This is a genomic window from Pseudofrankia sp. EUN1h, from assembly GCF_001854645.1.
Lineage (GTDB): Bacteria > Actinomycetota > Actinomycetes > Frankiales > Frankiaceae > Pseudofrankia > Pseudofrankia saprophytica.
Genome location: NZ_MBLN01000003.1, coordinates 149848 through 166330, shown reverse-complemented (window position 1 = coordinate 166330; position 16483 = coordinate 149848). Strand labels below are relative to the sequence as shown.

General features: G+C 70.6%; 11 protein-coding genes and 2 pseudogenes. 11 read left to right on the top strand and 2 right to left on the bottom strand.

The window, feature by feature from the left end; genetic code table 11:
• The first annotated feature begins 481 nt into the window (after nt 1-481).
• Nucleotides 482-688, top strand: coding sequence for a CopG family transcriptional regulator (locus BCD49_RS03880; protein WP_027140946.1), 207 nt, complete (start codon nt 482-484; stop codon nt 686-688).
• Nucleotides 689-779: 91 nt separating this feature from the next.
• Complete coding sequence (locus tag BCD49_RS03875) at nt 780-1217, top strand: type II toxin-antitoxin system death-on-curing family toxin (RefSeq protein ID WP_007509621.1); 438 nt, start codon at nt 780-782, stop codon at nt 1215-1217.
• Between the two features lie 1938 nt (nt 1218-3155).
• Here the strand turns inward: BCD49_RS03875 and BCD49_RS03865 are convergent.
• Nucleotides 3156-3745, bottom strand: a pseudogene (locus BCD49_RS03865) (IS30 family transposase); the annotation flags it as partial.
• A 124-nt stretch (nt 3746-3869) separates the two neighbouring features.
• On the opposite strand from BCD49_RS03865, the gene BCD49_RS44775 reads away from it, so the two are divergent.
• The 8 genes and pseudogenes from BCD49_RS44775 to BCD49_RS03835 all read left to right on the top strand — a co-directional run bounded on the left by BCD49_RS44775 (nt 3870) and on the right by BCD49_RS03835 (nt 12985).
• A complete protein-coding gene (locus BCD49_RS44775) occupies nt 3870-4145 on the top strand; it encodes a hypothetical protein (protein WP_232794149.1) in 276 nt (91 codons plus the stop codon).
• The gene (locus BCD49_RS46310) at nt 4046-4303 is read left to right on the top strand and encodes a hypothetical protein (RefSeq protein ID WP_425343354.1); all 258 of its coding nucleotides are present in this window, start codon (nt 4046-4048) and stop codon (nt 4301-4303) included. Before BCD49_RS44775 ends, BCD49_RS46310 begins: the two co-directional genes overlap by 100 nt.
• Nucleotides 4304-4868: 565 nt before the next feature.
• A complete protein-coding gene (locus BCD49_RS03860) occupies nt 4869-6497 on the top strand; it encodes a TIGR02679 family protein (protein WP_007509625.1) in 1629 nt (542 codons plus the stop codon).
• Nucleotides 6498-6568: 71 nt separating this feature from the next.
• Nucleotides 6569-8035: a VWA domain-containing protein gene (locus BCD49_RS45795; RefSeq protein ID WP_007509627.1), complete on the top strand. Its 1467-nt coding sequence runs from the start codon at nt 6569-6571 to the stop codon at nt 8033-8035.
• A gap of 759 nt (nt 8036-8794) precedes the next feature.
• Nucleotides 8795-9448, top strand: a complete 654-nt coding sequence (locus BCD49_RS03850) for an ester cyclase (RefSeq protein WP_007509630.1) — start codon at nt 8795-8797, stop codon at nt 9446-9448.
• 206 nt (nt 9449-9654) lie between these two features.
• Nucleotides 9655-10587: an MHYT domain-containing protein gene (locus BCD49_RS03845; RefSeq protein ID WP_007509631.1), complete on the top strand. Its 933-nt coding sequence runs from the start codon at nt 9655-9657 to the stop codon at nt 10585-10587.
• A 646-nt stretch (nt 10588-11233) separates the two neighbouring features.
• A pseudogene (locus tag BCD49_RS45790) lies at nt 11234-11338 on the top strand (ATP-binding protein); the annotation flags it as partial.
• A gap of 459 nt (nt 11339-11797) precedes the next feature.
• Entirely contained in the window at nt 11798-12985 is a 1188-nt protein-coding gene (locus BCD49_RS03835) for a P1 family peptidase (RefSeq protein ID WP_007509635.1), read from the top strand.
• A gap of 76 nt (nt 12986-13061) precedes the next feature.
• Here BCD49_RS03835 and BCD49_RS03830 read toward each other — a convergent pair whose 3' ends face one another.
• Nucleotides 13062-14444, bottom strand: coding sequence for a lysine N(6)-hydroxylase/L-ornithine N(5)-oxygenase family protein (locus BCD49_RS03830; protein WP_007509637.1), 1383 nt, complete (start codon nt 14442-14444; stop codon nt 13062-13064).
• Between the two features lie 1238 nt (nt 14445-15682).
• Here BCD49_RS03830 and BCD49_RS43965 point away from each other — a divergent pair.
• Nucleotides 15683-15907 (top strand): hypothetical protein, encoded by a 225-nt coding sequence (locus tag BCD49_RS43965; protein ID WP_198536039.1) that lies wholly within the window; start codon nt 15683-15685, stop codon nt 15905-15907.
• The last annotated feature ends 576 nt before the right edge of the window (nt 15908-16483 follow it).

The window sequence follows — 16483 nt, the reverse complement described above, 5'->3', positions numbered from 1 at the left end:
GAGTCAACCCCGCCTGGAGCCCGGCCCGGGCCCGGTCGGGGCGCCGCCCGGGCGCTCGGGCGGCTGGGTGCTCGTCYTGTCCGACGTCAGAGTCACGACCAGCGCCGTTTGGCGCCCCTGACGTCTGACGCGACGCCCGGGATTTCCCGGGCGCCCGGGCCGCCGCTCCGCTGCGCACGTCCATCCACCCATGGGCTGTGGCGGGCGGGAAGCCGGGATCCGCCCCACAACCCATGACCAGATCCGATGCGAGACCTGAGTAATTAGGGTTCCTCGCTCTGACTCCGAGGATCCCGCTGGAGCGTGCGGGGACAAGATGAGCGGGCCGCTCGGCCGCCAGCCCGGAAGCAACGTCGAACGGCCTGCGCGGCGTCGGAGCGGTCCTCGCTTCCAGCTCGGTCTCGGCGCGGCCGTGCCCGCGCGGCGGGCACACGATCACGCCAAGTGTCGATCATGGTATCAGATTGGTAGCATGTCGGCCATGGCGCTGACCGTGCGAACAGACGACGAACTTGAGCGCGCCCTCACCGCGCTGGCCGCCGCCGAGGGGACATCCCGCCAGGAGATCATCCGACGGGCCGTGCTGGAGCGGTACGAACGCACTGGCCACGCCGTCCAGGTTCAGGACAGCGCCAACCGGATGATCGAACGTTGGGGCGACGTGCTGCACCGTCTTGGCACGGTGTGACAGCGTTCGTGGGCGCAGGACCATGCGAACGGCGGCCTCACCCAGGGGGAGGCCGCACCGTGCCCGCGCAAGCGGACGACGGAGCGGGCGAGTGACGCGAAGCCCGGCGATTTACCTGGATCTCGATGACCTATTGGCGCTCACCCGCACTCTTGGCGTGGGTCCGGTGCGCGATGTGGGCCTGCTCGACGCAGGCGCGGCCCGGCCCCGATCGAGTGCCTTCGGACGGGATGCCTACCCGACGATCACGCTCAAGGCCGCCGCGCTGCTCCAGTCGCTGGTCCGCAACCACGCGCTGATCGACGGAAACAAGCGGCTCGCCTGGCTCGCGGCGGCCGTCTTCCTCGACCTCAACGGGTTGGTCGTGGAAATGACTGACGACGCAGCCTTCGACCTCGTGATGGACACGGCACAGGGCAAGGCCGATCTCGAGGCGATTGCCGACCGGTTGGTCGTCCTCGCCAAGCCCGAGGCGCCCAAGCCGGCTGGCCCCCGTTCCGCGACCGGCCCACACACCACCAGCAGATGAGCGCCGCGGATCTCCGAACCAGTTCAGATGTGCTCGGCCAAGGACCCGACCAGGCAACGACCGGAGTAATTTCGTTTCCTCGCTCTGGCACGCAAGAACGCAATTACCCTGGGAACGTCCTGGCGATCGCGGAGTCAACCCCGCTTGGAGCCCGGCCCGGGCTCGGTCGGGGTGCCGCTCGGGCGCTCGGGCGGCTGGGTGCTCGTCCTGTCCGACGTCAGAGTCACGACCAGCGCCGTTTGGCGCCCCTGACGTCTGACGCGACGCCCGGGATCCCGCKGGTGCCTGACGCGACGCGGGACGGAGGCGGCCTGGGTGGCGCTGCGCGCTGCCCGCTCATCCATCCATGGGCTGTGGCGGGCGGAAAGCCGGAATCCGCCCCACAAGCCATGACCGGATCCGATGAGGGAACTGGGTAATTAGGTTTCCTCGCTCTGGCACGCGAGAACCCAATTGCTTTACGAACGCCTTGACGATCCCAGAGGGCGGAGTCTGACGGACGTGGTGTATGGGGTGTGACTGGGAGAACGCGGCTGAGGTGGTCGCTGACGGCTCGTTGTGGCCGGCTGGTGTGACTGCCTGGGTCGCGCCGCGGGCAATCTGGAGTGCCCTYGACCGCGCCCTGGTTCCGAAGCGGGATCGTGGCATTTYGGCGTGTCCATAGACAGCCTGAACCAACACACTTCGCCGTACTGCTGTCGRTGTGTGTCAGATGATTGGGCCTATGGGGTCATTCATCCGCCACGGTCCGCCAGAGGCTGGTGGCAGGCAGGCCGTCCGGGCTGGTGGGAGCACGAGTCGGCGCGGGTCGGATGCCGCTTCGGCGTGCCCTACGCGTAGGTGACCGACGTCATGCGGATCTTCTGGTCCGGGCTTGAGTAATTTCGTTTCCTCGCTCTGACTCCGAACATCCCACCCGATCATGGGTAGACGCGCCCGTCAGCGCGCCGTGGGCAGCCGCTTCGATAGACGTGTCGAATGGGCCGACGACGGCCCGGCTCGCGCCGTCGTCCTCGTACAGCACGACCGCGACCCCGTGTAGCGCGCCACGGTCTGCGGGCCGGCGGTCGAAGCGGTCTGAAGCCGTGCCCGAGGCAGACCGAGACCGCCCACTCAAGTGCTGTGGCCGCCAGGCTGACAGCCGATCTGGCGCGGAGGACTACGGGCGAGCGTGGACGCTTGGGCCGTGGTCAGGTCCGCCCGCCGAGTGCGAACGTGTCGATGTTGGTGGGGGTCCAGTCGACCTCGATCGCGGTGCCGGGCTCGGCCGGAGGCAGCGGGACCGAGGTCGACCGGGCGGCGGCCGCGTGCGGCGAGGGCGTCGACGGACCGGTGCGAGCGGACGGTTTTGATCCGGGCCCGGAACACCGACGACGGTGTGACCATCTCGAGCGCTTGGTGTAGCCGAACTCCGACTGAGACCGGGAGCGAAGCGTGAGGCGCGCTGACTCTCGTATCCCTCTATTGGGCTACTCTCCGGCAATGCCAAGCATTGATCGATCTTTCGTTCGGCGCTGGTGGGGTGCGACAGTCGCAGGCATTGTCCTCAGCGTCGTGGCACTGGCCGGCTGCAGTCTAAGTGGTGCCTCTGCGAGGGCGACGATCGCATCGTTGTCGTTCAGTTACCAGGCGTTCGGCAAGACGGGGTACATCGACCAGACACTCTCTATCAACAACGACGGACGGATGAGCGTGGTGCCAACTCTGGTGATCACGGCGTTGGACAACGCAGGGAGGGATCTGCCTGACGTGCGTGTCACCACCGCCTTCGGGAGCGACCAAGGCAGCCTCGTTGTCCAGCCCGGAGGCGGCGTCGACAATTGTGCCGGGAAACGGCAAGGTGGCCGTGGAGAAGTTCTCAGATGGGCCTGCCGTCAGCCTCAAGGCATACTTCTCCCGATAGGGCTGTTTCTAGCGGTCCTCGCAACACCTGATGGTCTATGTGGCTGTCAGTAGATCACGTAGGCGCTCGGCTGGGGTAGCCCAGTCGAGTGTCTGTCGTGGTCGACCGTTGAGTTCCTGGGTGACGTGCTCGAGGTCTTCGGGTTTGTGGGCAAACAGGTCGGTTCTCTTGGGGAAGTACTGGCGTAGCAGTCCGTCGGTGTTCTCGTTCGATCCGCGTTGCCAGGGGGTGCGGGTCGCAGAAGTAGACCGGGACGCCGGTGGCGACGGAGAACTGTCGGTGTGCGGCCATCTCCGCGCCCTGGTCCAGGTCAGCGAGCCGCGCAGGTGGTCGGGTAGTGATCCGATCAGGGCACGAGCAGGTCCCGGACCTCCTCGGCGGTGCCCGCCAGGCAGGTGCCCGAGCAACACAAGCGGGTGGTGCGTTCGACCAGGGTCACGATCGCCGACGCGTAGCCGGCACCCATGATCAGGTCGCCTTCCCAGTGCCCGGGCACGGCCCTGTCGGCGATCTCGGCCGGCCGGTCAGAGATCATCACCATCCGCTCGGTGAACCGGGGCGTGCGCTCGTCGGGTTTCCTGTGCAGCTTGCGGTAGGTCCGCCCGATCTGTGCCGGGTTAGTGACCCGGTCGACCCGGTGGCGGACCGGCCGTCGGCCATCATGCACGCTCGTTCACGCGGGGCCGCGGCACCCGCCGACCGTCGAATATCCCTGCGGCGCGAAGCTGCTGACCTGGGATGCTTTCCAGGTGACCGCGATCCGTTCCGTGGTTTTGGTGGGGCTGTTCTCGGCGAAGGAGCGCGACTACCAGGCCCGGCTCGATGTCCTCGACGTGCGGGTGACGGCGCTGGGAGGAAATGTGCTGGAGCGGTTCGTCCAGCGCCGGGGCGTCTCCGACGGCGGGGTACGGCTGATGACCGCCCCCTGTCCCGCCGCTTCCTCATCGGCCCGGGGAAACTTGACCAGATCGCGGCGACCTGTTCGAGCAGGAACATCGACGCCGTCATCTTCCTCAATGATCTGAGCGCCTACCAGCGCCGTTGGCTGTCGACCCGACTCGGGCGTCCGGTGCTCACCCAGGCCGACCTCGACCGGTCAGCAGAGAGCCTGACCGGCCCGACCCGATCTCATCCTCATGCAGGTCAGGGGCGCAGCCCTCATCGCCGGCACCGTCGCCGATAGTCAAGGAGGAGCCCCAGGGCTCAGCCCCGGACGCCGACCAGCCACCAGCGGCGAGGAAAGGCGCGACGACGCCTGTCTCTGCTGCCAAGCAAGCATCCGAGGGTTGCCCCAGGAACCCCGCTTAGCTCGGGGCATGAAGGACCTAGGCCCCGCGGACCCGAGACACGAGGCGGCCGACAACGCCGTCAGGAGAGTGGCAGACCGCCGCTGACCGGGAGAGACAGGTAGTTCAGGCGAGGTACAGGCATGACCGACGTCACGCAGATCTGCTGGCCCGGACTTGAGTAATTCGTTTCCTCGCTCTAGGCCCGAGGATCCCACCAGATCACGGTCATGGGCCGCCGGGCGCCCCGGGGTTGGGTAGCGACCGTGACGGTGGGCGGCGAGGAGGACGTCCGAACTCGCCGTGCCAGCCCGGCGTGCCGCGGCGGGTGGCGTGCGTGACCGATACTCCCAGGCGATCGCGTGCCCATCTGCGTCACCGTGGCGCTCCGGGGGTGCCACCATCGTGGGTGATGAGGCAGCAGGGGACAGACCGGACAGCGCACCATCCCGCGAGGCGCGCGTGGGCGGCGCGGTGAGCCCCGCCGTCGTCGCGACGGGCCCGGTCGGACCCGACGAGCCCGCGCCCGACCTTGAGACCGAGATCCCGCCGTCGGACTCCGCGGCCTCCCGGGATGGCATGGCCTCACAGACCGCCGCCATCGGCGGTGCATCGGTACCGGCTCGCGTGGCCGGGGACATCGAGCGGCTGCGGCGGCTGCTGGGCGGGGAGCAACTGGCATGGCTGGTCGATCGTGCCCGTAGGCGGATGGCCCAGAGACAGCCGTTGACCGGCGTCGTGACCCTGCCGAAGGCGAGCCACGAGCAGCGCCGGGCCGCCGAGCGGCTGCTCGGACGGCGTGCCGGTCGGGGCTATTCGCTGTCGGTCCCGCTGGACGAGGTGGACCGGATCCTGCGGGCCAGCGGTGCGGCCCCGGAGGGGCTCGCGGCTGCGGTGGTGCTGCTGACCGGGCCGGTAGTCGATGAGGCCGCGGTGCCCGCCACCGGGAGCGCGGTCTGGGTGGCCGCCCGGGCACCGCTGGACACGTTCACCAGCCGGCGCCCGGAGCTCTCGCCGTTTCTCGCCTGGCTGGACGGGACGGGGGCGCTGCGCCGGCTCGCCGGCGACCCGGACACGGCGGCAGGACTGGTCGCGCGGCTGGTGGCGGTGCTCGACGCGCTGCCGTCCGGCGGGGTGGCGCTCGACGGRCTGGCCGCGGCGGCCACGGGCGACGCGCACGCGCTCGACGACGGCCGGCCGCTAGCGACGCTGGCGCTCGCCGCCGTTCGGGTGCTCGCCGGGTCCGAGCCGGCGGGCGACGCGTCGGCGGCCGGGCGGCGTGCCGCCTGGGCCGCCGTCGGGGTGCACCTGGACGAGCTGACGTCGACCGTGCTGTGCCTGGGGCTGCCGGGTGGTACGACGGACGCGACCGGCCGTGTCCTCGCCGCCGCCCACGAGGCGGGCGAGCCGTGCGTGCTGACGCTGCGCCAGGTCATCGGTCGGGGCGGCGAACGGGCGGCCCTGGGCGTCGGCGCCGGCCTCGTCTTCGTCTGCCAGCAGCCGATCGTGCTCGCCAGCGCGGCCGACGAGCTCGGGCCGGGCACCCCGCCGTTGGTCTGCGTGGGCGAGCATCCGTCGGCGGCCGTCCTGGGCCTGCTCGAGCTGCTCGCGGCCCAGGGCGCGAGCTTCGCCTACCACGGCGACTTCGACTGGGCCGCCCTGCGCCTCGCGGGTGGCCTGCGCGACCGCGTCGGATGGCGCCCCTGGCGCTACGACGCCGAGGCCTACGCCGCGGCCCTCGCCCTGGCGACCGCGACCGGAGGCGAGACCACGACGGGGACCGGGGGCGAGGCCACGCCCGAGGCCGGAAGCGGGACCACGGTTGGGGCCGGGACAGCGACGGGAACCATGGCCAGAGCCGTGGCGGGAACCGTGGCCAGAGCCGCGGCCGGAATCGCGACCGCGACCGGCGGACCGCTGACCGGCCGCCCCGTCGACGCGTCCTGGGATCCCGCGCTGCGACCCGCCCTCGAACGCCACGGCATCCGGGTCGACGAGGAACTCGTCCTCCGGACGCTGCTGGCCGACCTCGCCGCCGGGGTGCCGGGGCCGGCGGCGGCCGTGCCCGGCGGCGCCGCTCCGGCCGGCTGACCGCTGGACGGCCCCGGCGCCGGGCCCCCATCCTGGACTCGCGCATCGTCGAGTGCCAGGGAGACGCCGCCATGAACGCAGTGACTCGCCTGACGCCTGGCGCGAACGCGCCGCTGGTCGGCGGCCGGCCCGCGGCGACGGTCGCGGTCGCCGGTGGGTCCATCGACGTGTCCGCGGTGCTGCTGGCGGCGGCGGGCAAGGTGCGTGGCGACGACGACCTCGTCTTCTTCAACCATCCGGCGCAGGACGGCGTGCGACTCGACGGGGCGTGCGTGACGGTCGACCTCGCGCGGGTCCCGGGCGACGTCGCCAAGGTGGTGGTCGCCGCGAGCGTCGACGCGGCGCGGCCCGGCGAGGTGTTCGACGGCGCCACGACGCCCTGGGTCGACGTCGACGACGGCGCGCGCCGCTATCAGTTCACCCCGACGCCGCTCACGCACGGAGAGACCGTCGTGCTGCTGGCGGAGTTCTACCGGCGCGACGGCGGTTGGAAGGTCCGGGCCATCGGCCAGGGATACGCGACCGGCCTCGCGGGGCTGGCGGCCGACTTCGGAGTCGTGGTGGACGACCCCGGCACGCCCACCGCGCCGGCCACCCGGACGGCCGGTGGAGCCACGCCGCGGCCTCCCGGCCCGCCGAGTACGCCGGCCACGCCGTTCGCGCCGCCCGCCCCGGCGGCATGGCCCGCGCCGACGGGACAGCCCGTGCGGCCGGCACCCGTGCAGCCAGCACCGGCCTGGGGACCGCCGACTCCGGGCGGGTGGCAGGCCGCGCCGGTGGGGGGACCGTGGCAGCCCGCGCCGGGGAACGCTCCTGGCGGCCCCGTGCCGGCGGGTGCGCCCGCCATCAGCCTCGACAAGGTCGCGCGGACCGCGCCGGGCCTCGTCGACCTGTACAAGGCGGCCGGGGTAAGCCTGCGCAAGCAGGGCGCGACCGGGCTGCGCGCGGCCGTCTACCTGGTCCTGGACCACTCGCACAGCATGGCCGGCCACTACCGGAACGGGACGATGCAGCACTTCGCGGAGCAGGTGCTCGGCCTGTCCGCGAACCTCGACGACGACGGCGTCGTGCCGCTGGTGTTCTTCTCCGACAAGGTCAGCCTGGTCGACGAGATCGGCCTGGACAACTACCACGGCAGGATCCAGGCGCTGCACGCGAAGCTGCCGTGGGGCGGCACCACCTACCTCCCGGCGATGCGGGCGGTGATCGACCACCACCGGGCGACCGGTGGCGCCTACCCGGCGTTCGTCGTGTTCCAGACCGACGGCGCGCCGTTCGACAGGCGCGCGGCGCGCTCCCTGATCCAGCAGAGCAGCAACCTGCCGATCTTCTGGCAGTTCGTGGGATTCGGGAAGGGCCGTCACCTGAAGTTCCTGCAGGATTTGGACACCATGGGAGGACGGCTGGTCGACAACGCCGGCTTCCTCGCCACCGGCCGCGTCCCGGGCGAACTGCCTACCGGCGAGCTCTACGACCAGCTCCTCGCCGAGTTCCCCACCTGGCTGTCCGCCGCCCGCGCCGCCGGCATCCTGCGCTGACCGGTGTCGTCAGCCGACGCGGGGCGCGATGTACGCCCCGCGTTCGTGCTGGCAGTCCGCAGTCCGCAGTCCGCGGTCCGCAGTCCGCGGTCCGACGTAGCCGTTCTCCAAAACCGGCGACACGTGGCCGCGCGTACCGGGCCCGGTCGCGACGATGTCGGCGGCACGCAACGGTCTAGCCGTTTACTGGTCGTTACGATTACATGATTGCAGTTACTTAACGCAACAAGTTGTTCCAGAAACGATATCGAATACCCMCGAATGGGGGTTTCGACATTCTCGATCTTGGCCTACCGTGATGCGACGGTTGCTCCAGGCGCACGGACTGTGCGCGGACTCGGAGTCGCCACCATCGGGCTTGCCTCTGGACGGGGCCCAGGGGAGCGGGGATGGAGATCGGCGATGGGGGGAAGGCGCTTGCTCTCCTGCCTGCCTCCGCGCTACGCGGTGTGGCGCTGGTCTAGGGCTTCCCTTCTCTATGACTCCGTGCTCTGTGGGGCCATGAGTGCGACGTTCGGCGCCGCGCGTCCATGGTCTCGGCCTTTCCCGGGCCAGGAGGCTGCTTGGTGACCTCCGCCACCGAACAGGAACGCTCGATCTCCTGATCGGTCGCGCGCGGGCGCCGCCAGCGACGAGGTCCCAACTCTGTCATGACGCTCGCCGACATGTCCAAGAGTGCCGGGTCGCGCCTGGCTTCGTCCTGGCCATCGGCGTCCGCGGTCCAGATTTCTTCGTTCAACCGACAAGGAGAATGACCACGTGAGCGAGGACGGACTCGAGAGCACGCCACCGCACCTGCGCGGGCGAGACGCGGTAATCGCGGGCTCGGAGGGTGTGGTCTGGCGTGACGGCGCCCCGCCCGACTACCACCTGTCCCACCAGGTGATGCCGTTGGAGAAATCCGTACATCACCCCGCCGGCTCGCTCTCCGACGTAGTGGAGAGGGTCGTCCAGGTCTTCGAGATGGAACTTTCCCACAAGAAGGATCCCGCGCAATGGGTGAGCACGGTCACCGACCAGCTGCAGGTCAGCGTCAACGGAGGCCAAGCCGTCGGTAGCGCGGAGCTGGCGGAGCGCGGAAGCTACAACATCCTCATCGGCGAGAACCCGTACTACTCCGCGGGCGACGAGACGTTCGAGTCCTCTCACGACATCTTCCATGAGGCGTTCCCGGGTGGATTCTTCTGGGAGGTCCTCGAGGTCTACTCGGCGCCGCCCACCATAACGTTCAAATGGCGTCACTGGGGGACGTTCAGCGGGCCGTACAAGGGTGTCCAGCCGACCGGTGATCGGATCGAGATGTTCGGGGTCACCGTGGCTCGCGTGTCCGATGACCTCCGGCTCGTCGAGGTGCACAACTACTACGACAACACCGGCTTCCTCGGGCAGCTGGCCGGCGGTCACGGGAGCTAGCCGCAGGCGCGCGGTTCCGGAGTGCGCGACCCGTTTTCAGCGGCGAGGGCAGCGGTTCCTCCGTTCCAGGAGGGGGATCGGTGGGACGTTGCTCTCGCCGCGGGCCGAGGCGACGTCCGGCCGGTGGACTCTTTCCACCGGGGTTCCGGGCCCGCGGAACCCCGATCGACACAGGTGAGACAGAAAATGCCCCTTGGGAAGAGTGGATGACGTACCAGCACGCAAGCTTCGACACGCTGTCCGTGGCCATATCGGTTGCACTGTCATTCCTGGGCTGTTTCGCCGCGCTCGTGAGCGCCATCAGGATCCCGTTGAACTCCGGCCGGCGCCGACTGCGGTGGATCATGGCCGCCTCGGTCAGCCTCGGCGGCGGGGCGATCTGGTCGATGCATTTCATCGGGATGGCCGCCTATCACCTCGGCACCATGGGAATCGTCTACAACGTGCCCCTGACCGCCCTGTCGCTCGTCATCGCGGTCGCGGCGTCGGCGCTGGGAATCGGCATCGTGGGCACCAACCCGCGCAGTCTCGGCCGTGTCCTCGGCGGCGGAGTCACGGCGGGCCTCGGAATCGCCGCGATGCATTACACGGGGATGGCGGCGATGCAAACTGGATCCAGGATCACCTATGACCCGACGCGAGTCGTCCTGTCGATCGGAATCGCCATCGGGGCCGCGCTCGCCGCGCTCGTCATCGCCTTCCGCGTGCGTAGCCGGACCCATGTCGTGCTTGCCTCGGTGATTATGACGGCCGCGGTGTGCGGGATGCACTACACCGCGATGACAGCTGTGCGCGTCGAGCACATGGACGGCAGCGCGCCGATGACGGGCGCGGATCCCATCGCCATGAGCCTGGCGGTATGCGTCGTGACGTTCACCGTCCTCTCCACGGTGATCATCATGGCCCTCGGCGTTCTTTCAGACGAAGGCAACTTCAGTCTGAGGAAAGCCGCGGCGCGGACCGGCGGGACCACCGCTCATGCCGGCTGCGGGGGTGCTGGCGCGTCTTTCACCGAACGAGTGCCGCGGACCGTTGATGTCGACCCCGCCGGGCGCATCCCTCGCTCCGTGAGGTCTCAGCGTGACGATCGACCGCGATTGGGTGGAAGCTTCGTGACGCGTCCCCGTCACCGAATCTGACGGGCGTGGTTACCAGGCCGGCGATCATCCCCTGGCGAGCAGGGCCGGCCCCGGTGGCCGGCCCGCTACAGGGACACACGCAGGTCTTTCACTCCGGCCCGTTGGTCAGCGGCCGGTTCGAGGTCCGGCGCGGCCGGACCTCGCGGGCACCCGGTCGCCGTCGGCGTCGGCGAGGACGAACCCGATATCGGCGGACGGGTCGAGGCCGACGGTGTCGAGGATTCCACTGACGCGCCGTCCCCGCTGTTCGGCTCCGCGCCGTTCGACTCCCCACCACAGCTGGCGAGCGTGATCGTTAGGAACAGACTGGCCAGAACGGCTACCGCCCGTGTCCAGGGCATCCGTAACGACCACATGTGGATATGCATGGCACCCCCCGATGCCACGCCGTCCGGACCCCCGTTGATCACGGATGCGCCGCGTAGCGGAATCATAGCCGTGCCGTCATCCGTGACCGCGCGGGTTCAGTGGAATCCGTGGCGCGCGGATTCCCATCGACGGTGTCCCCAGGTGGTCGAAGGCGACGGCGCATCAGCGCGGCACCAACCAAGCCACCTCGTCAGCCCGGACCCAGCTTTGCCCCTGCCGTACGCCGCGTCACCAGGTCCTCAGCGTCGAGGCGTCGGCCTTCCTGGACCTGTGACCCCGCGACTGCTCGGTGCAGCGCCACCATCAGAAGCTGGTCGAGGAGACCCCAACACCGGATCTGCCCGACGACCTGGTGGAGCATATGGGCCGCGACGCGCTGCGTTCCTGATCTTCCCCTGAGCCGCTCGATGAGCGGGTCGATAGGCGATGATGTCAGGGGTTCCCCTGGTACCCAGCCGACCGGGATGGCAAGGTGGAGGAATCAGGGCTTTTGTCGGCTATGTGTAGATCCATGTGGGCGGAGGGAGCTCGTGCGCCGGACTGGAGGACGTCCCGGGGGAGAGGCCGCGCCGTTGCCGCGGCGGGTGGCCAAACCRGTGCCGCCCGCCCAGCATCCGGTGACGTTCCTGGATGACCCCGCATTGCTGGAGCGGGTCGCCGAGCGGCTGCGCGCGATCGACGACCGCCGCCTTGCCGGCCTCCGTCGGCTGAACTAGCCCACCCACCGGTCTCCAGCCCGCCCTGGAGCGCATCCGCCAGGTGGCGAGGCTCACGAAAGCCCAGCTGGCTCGTGGCGTGGCACCGGTCGCGCGAGCGGTCGGGGGTCGGCAGGATGTGGGTGATGAAGCATTCGGGCCGACCAGCGTGGGCCGGGTCCCCGGACGCGGTTGCGGGCGCGGCCAGGGACCGGGGCGCCTCGGGTCTCGCCGGGTCGCTGACGGACGTGCCGGGAATCGCCGTCGGGCACGCGCAGCGGGTCGGCGACGGGTGGCGGACCGGGGTGACCGTCGTGCTCGCGCCGCCGGCCGGGGCGGTCGGCGGGGTCGACGTCGCCGGCGGAGCACCGGGGACGCGGGAGACCGACCTGCTCGACCCCCGCAACGCCGTCGAGCTGGTACACGCCGTCGTGCTGACCGGGGGGAGCGCCTTCGGGCTGGCCGCCGCCGACGGCGTGATGCGCCGGCTCGCGGACGCGGGCATCGGCTTCCCGGTCGGGCCAGCGGGAGTGGTCCCGATCGTCCCGGGGGCGGTGATCTTCGACCTGGGTCGCGGTGGCGCCTCGCCGGCCTCGCACGCGGTACCCGGGCCGGAGCTGGGCGCGCTGGCCTACGACAACGCGACCGCCGGGCCCATGGCCCGTGGCACCGTCGGCGCCGGGACGGGCGCGGTCAGTGACGCCCTCGCGGGCGGGGTCGGCGGGGCGTCGACGGTGCTGGGCGACGGGACGATCGTGGCGGCGCTGGCCGTGGTCAACTCGGCGGGCTCCGCCGTCGACCCGCGCACCGGCCGTCTCTACGGCGACCTGGACGGCGAGCTTCCCCCGCCGGACCCCGCGCTGCTCGCCGCCTGGCTGGCCTCGGACCGAGCACCGAGGCCGTTCCCGCCCGACTTCGCCACGGCGGCCCGCGACTCCGACCCCCGCCACCCGAACCCGCCGTCCCCGAACTCCCCATCTCCGAGTTCGCCGTCTCCGCCCCCGTCGCCGCCGATCCCGGGCCTGCTCATGAACACCACGATCGGTGTCGTCGCGACCGACGCGGTGCTGACGAAGGCGCAGTGCTCGCGACTCGCCTCGAGCGCGCACGACGGGATGGCGCGGGCGATCCGCCCGGCGCACACGATGGTCGACGGCGACTCCGTCTTCGCCCTGGCCACCGGCGCCCGCCCGGCGGCCAACCTCAACGAGCTGCTGGTCGCCGCCGCGGACACCTTCGCCCGCGCCGTGGCCGACGCGCTCTACCAGGCCACCGGCCACCCCGACCTCCCGAGCTACCAGCACCTCCTGCTCGGCGGCCGCCACTCGGCGTAGGCCAGCTACTCCGGGCGCCAGCCAATGCGGGTGCCGGCCAAGGACGGGAGGCCGGGCTGTGCCCGAGGCCGCGGCGTCAGCCGAGCGCGGAGACCAGGCGATGGTCGCGAGCCACGGCGTCGTCCCCGGCCGGCGAGCCGGCGCGGGCGAGGATGGAGGCGAGGATCTCGCCGGCGCGGACGGCGACGTTGGACAGCAGGGTCGACGAGATGCCGTGGGTGTGCTCGGTCGCTCCCGTGATGTAGACGGCCGCGGTGGCGGGACCGGCGGCGACCAGGCGGTAGTCGCGGGTGAACAGCGGACGGCCCGCGTCGTCGACCCGGTACGCCTCGGCGGCCTCACCGAGCAGCGCCCGCGGCTCCCGCGGCCGGTAACCGGTGGCGAACACGACGACGTCGACGTCCAGGTCGCGTCGCTCGCCCGTCGGCAGGAACTCGACCGTCGCGCGCACGCCCTCGTCCAGCCGCTCCAGTTGGGCGAGCCGGGAGGCACGCACCAGGTGCAGGCGGCGCGGGCCGCGCACCTTCTCCTGGTAGACCCGCCGGTACAGGTCCTCGATGAGATCCATGTCGACGACGGAGTAGTTGGTCGAGCGGTGGTAGTCGGTGAGCATCCGGCGGACGTCCGGCGACGCCTCGAAGAAGTCGTCGACGGCGTCCGGGTCGAAGATCTGGTTGGCGAACGGGCTGTTGTCCGCCGGGCTGTAGCCGTAACGGGAGAAGACGGCGTGGACCTCGGCGGTGGGGAACGCCCGGTGCAGGTGATCGGTGACCTCCGCGCCGCTCTGGCCGGCACCGATGACCATGAACCGGCGGTGCCGCAGCGGCGGCAGGTCGGCGAGCCGGTCGAGCAGGTCGCGGTTGTGCCAGACCCGGTCATCCAGCGCGACGCCCGTGGGGAGCCGCGGCTCCAGCCCGAGCGCGACGACGACGTCGCGGGCGCGGCGGACGACGGTTCGGCCGTCGCCGTCCTGACTCACGACATCGACGTGGGTGATCTCGCCTTCCTCCACGACCGGGCGCAGGGCCGTCACGGTCTGGCCATACTCGACCAGATGGTCGAGCCGGCCGGCGGCCCACTCCAGGTAGTCGTGGAACTCGTGGCGCAACGGGAACATCGTCTTGTGGTTGATGAAGTCGACCAGCCGCCCGCAGCCGTGCAGGTAGGCCAGAAAGCTGAAGTCGCTCGTCGGATTGCGCAGCGTCACCAGGTCCTTGAGGTAGGAGACCTGCATCGTGGCGCCGTCGATGAGCATTCCGCGGTGCCAGCCGAACCGCTCCTGAGTCTCCAGGAAGACGGCGCGCCGATGGTTCCGCTCGTCGGCGCGCGCGTTGTGTTCCTCGATCGCGATCGCCAGGGCCAGGTTCGCCGGCCCGAACCCGACGCCGATGACGTCGTAGAGCTCCGATTCCGTCGTCTGCGTTGACTGCGGTACCGCGGGATGCGGTCGCCCTACCACGGGTGCCTCCGGTGGGATATGGGTGCGGGTGCACGATGGATCTTGCTTGTAAGCAAGGACCGGTACACGGGGATGTACTCCCTGGGTGAGGCGTCGGGCTGCTGGGCGGTGCCGCGGCGCGGCGGTGGAGCGGTGCTGCCGGGTCGGCGGGTGGGGCGGTGCCGCGAGCGGCGGTTGGTGCGACGGCACGCGGAGGCGGCGGCCTGGTGGCACCCGCGCGCTGGCGGCGGCGGTGCGCACGCGTCGGTCGGTCGGTTCGGTTCGGGTCGGTAGACGCATAGTGACCAGACCGGTGCATTTTGYGGTTCCTAAAGTTAGGCTAGCCTAAGCATCCGTTGATGTCATGTGGCAGCGCCTCGGGAGCGCGCCACTGCGTGCCGTCGTCGGGGCTCGTCGGTGGGTTGGGCTCGCGGCTCGTGGCGGACCTCCGATCGCTGTCCTGCCAGCCGGGCTCGCGGCTCCACCCGTGAGGCGGCGCGCCGACCTGATCGGCGAGGTTGTTGGTTGGTTAAGTTAGGTTTCCCTAATGTGCGCTTCGCCGCAAGGGCTGTCGACGTGGATGCTTGGTCGGGCGGGTAAGCCCGATGCGGGTGGTCACGTTCGGCTACCGGTGGTGGGGTGACGGGCGTTGAGGGTGCCGAAAGAGGTGGGCTCGCGACCGTGAGTGCCCGCCTCGCCGGCCGGCCGTGGTGGCACGTCTTCGGTCGGCCGTGCCGCGCTCGGTCGCGGCGCCGCTCCGGCCGGTGGCCGCGCGCTGTGGTCTTTCTGTCACCTTTCGATCGAATGGTCGACGAAAGGCGCGGACGTGACTACGTCTTGCGGTCGGGCGGTGGCCATATAGAGTTGGCCCTCGACCACGGAGCGATGTCGCGAGCGGGCTGGAGGTGGCGGTGAACCTCACCTGGTGCCGACTGGAGTGGGCGCCGACCGCGCCGGACCGGGGGAGGCTGACCGCTGTCCGGTGTCCCGCGGGCGCTCGCTCAGATGTCTTGAATATTACGTATTCGCGTGGTTACGGGCTGTTGCGCGATGAACCTCACCGTGACTGAGGGGCGGCCGTGAAGCATTGTTGGGGGGAACCGAATTCTGGATGGGTGAATCTGATGCATGCTGTGAGCGGCAACACTTCTTCTGCTCGGCGGAAGCCTCGGTTAGTAGCCGAGGCCCCGTCCGTTCCAAGCCAGCCGAGGCGGCTTCACCAGCCGCCCGCCGCGGCCGCGCCCGGCCGCCCCAGCTGGGTGGCCGTCCGCCTGCACGCGGCCCTCGCCAGCGCTGACCGCCCACTTCGGGCTCGGTCCCTCGCCTATGACCTCGGCCTCCCCGCCGCCGAGGTGACCGCCGAGCTGCGTCACATGCAGGATCTCGGCGTCGCGGCATCGCGCGACCGCCGCTGGACCATCACCGGGGCCGACCCCGCGACCGCCGACGAGCCGGCCACCGCCTCGGCGCGCAGGAGCGCCTGAACCGTACTCGGCCGACGAGTGTCGGGTTGTCCCGCCGTTTGCACCGGGTACGGACACTGTTTAGCCACCCGGCCCCTCGGTCGTGGTCATCGGCCCGGGAATTGTCAATTTCCCGACGGCCGGCCGTCGCGGTGTGAGCTGGTACACCGGGTGGTAAGGCGCACATCGGCGCTTTTGGACGGTCCAATTGGACGGCCGCGGCCGGGACAAATGGCGGCGCACCGTGGATCCGCCTTCCCGCCGGCCCGGACCCGTTCGCCGGCCCCGCGACCGACCGCCTGTCCCGCTGACGGGCCCCCGGCCACGCCGGCCGCCGGGGGGCGCGCGAGAGCCAACCATCCGGACCAGGGCGAGACCGGTCCCGCGCGTGCCGCCACCGGGCCATCGGCCGTGCCGCCCGTGGTCCGAACCGCCGGAAGGCAGCCACGCCGAGGCTGCGCATCTCCGGAACGCCCGTCAATCGCGCTACTCTCCGAAGCATGGGGGACACGTACAGAAATCGCGAGACGACCGGGCCGCAGGTGAACCTGCCCTGCGAGGCTTGCAGGGACTTCCAACGAGAGCGCGCACGCGGAC

Excerpts from the sequence above, each read along its gene's own strand:
- BCD49_RS45795 (WP_007509627.1), top strand. The coding sequence starts at position 6,569 with ATGAACGCAGTGACTCGCCTGACGCCTGGCGCGAACGCGCCGCTGGTC.
- BCD49_RS03880 (WP_027140946.1), top strand. The coding sequence starts at position 482 with ATGGCGCTGACCGTGCGAACAGACGACGAACTTGAGCGCGCCCTCACC.
- BCD49_RS03845 (WP_007509631.1), top strand. The coding sequence starts at position 9,655 with ATGACGTACCAGCACGCAAGCTTCGACACGCTGTCCGTGGCCATATCG.
- BCD49_RS03835 (WP_007509635.1), top strand. The coding sequence starts at position 11,798 with ATGAAGCATTCGGGCCGACCAGCGTGGGCCGGGTCCCCGGACGCGGTT.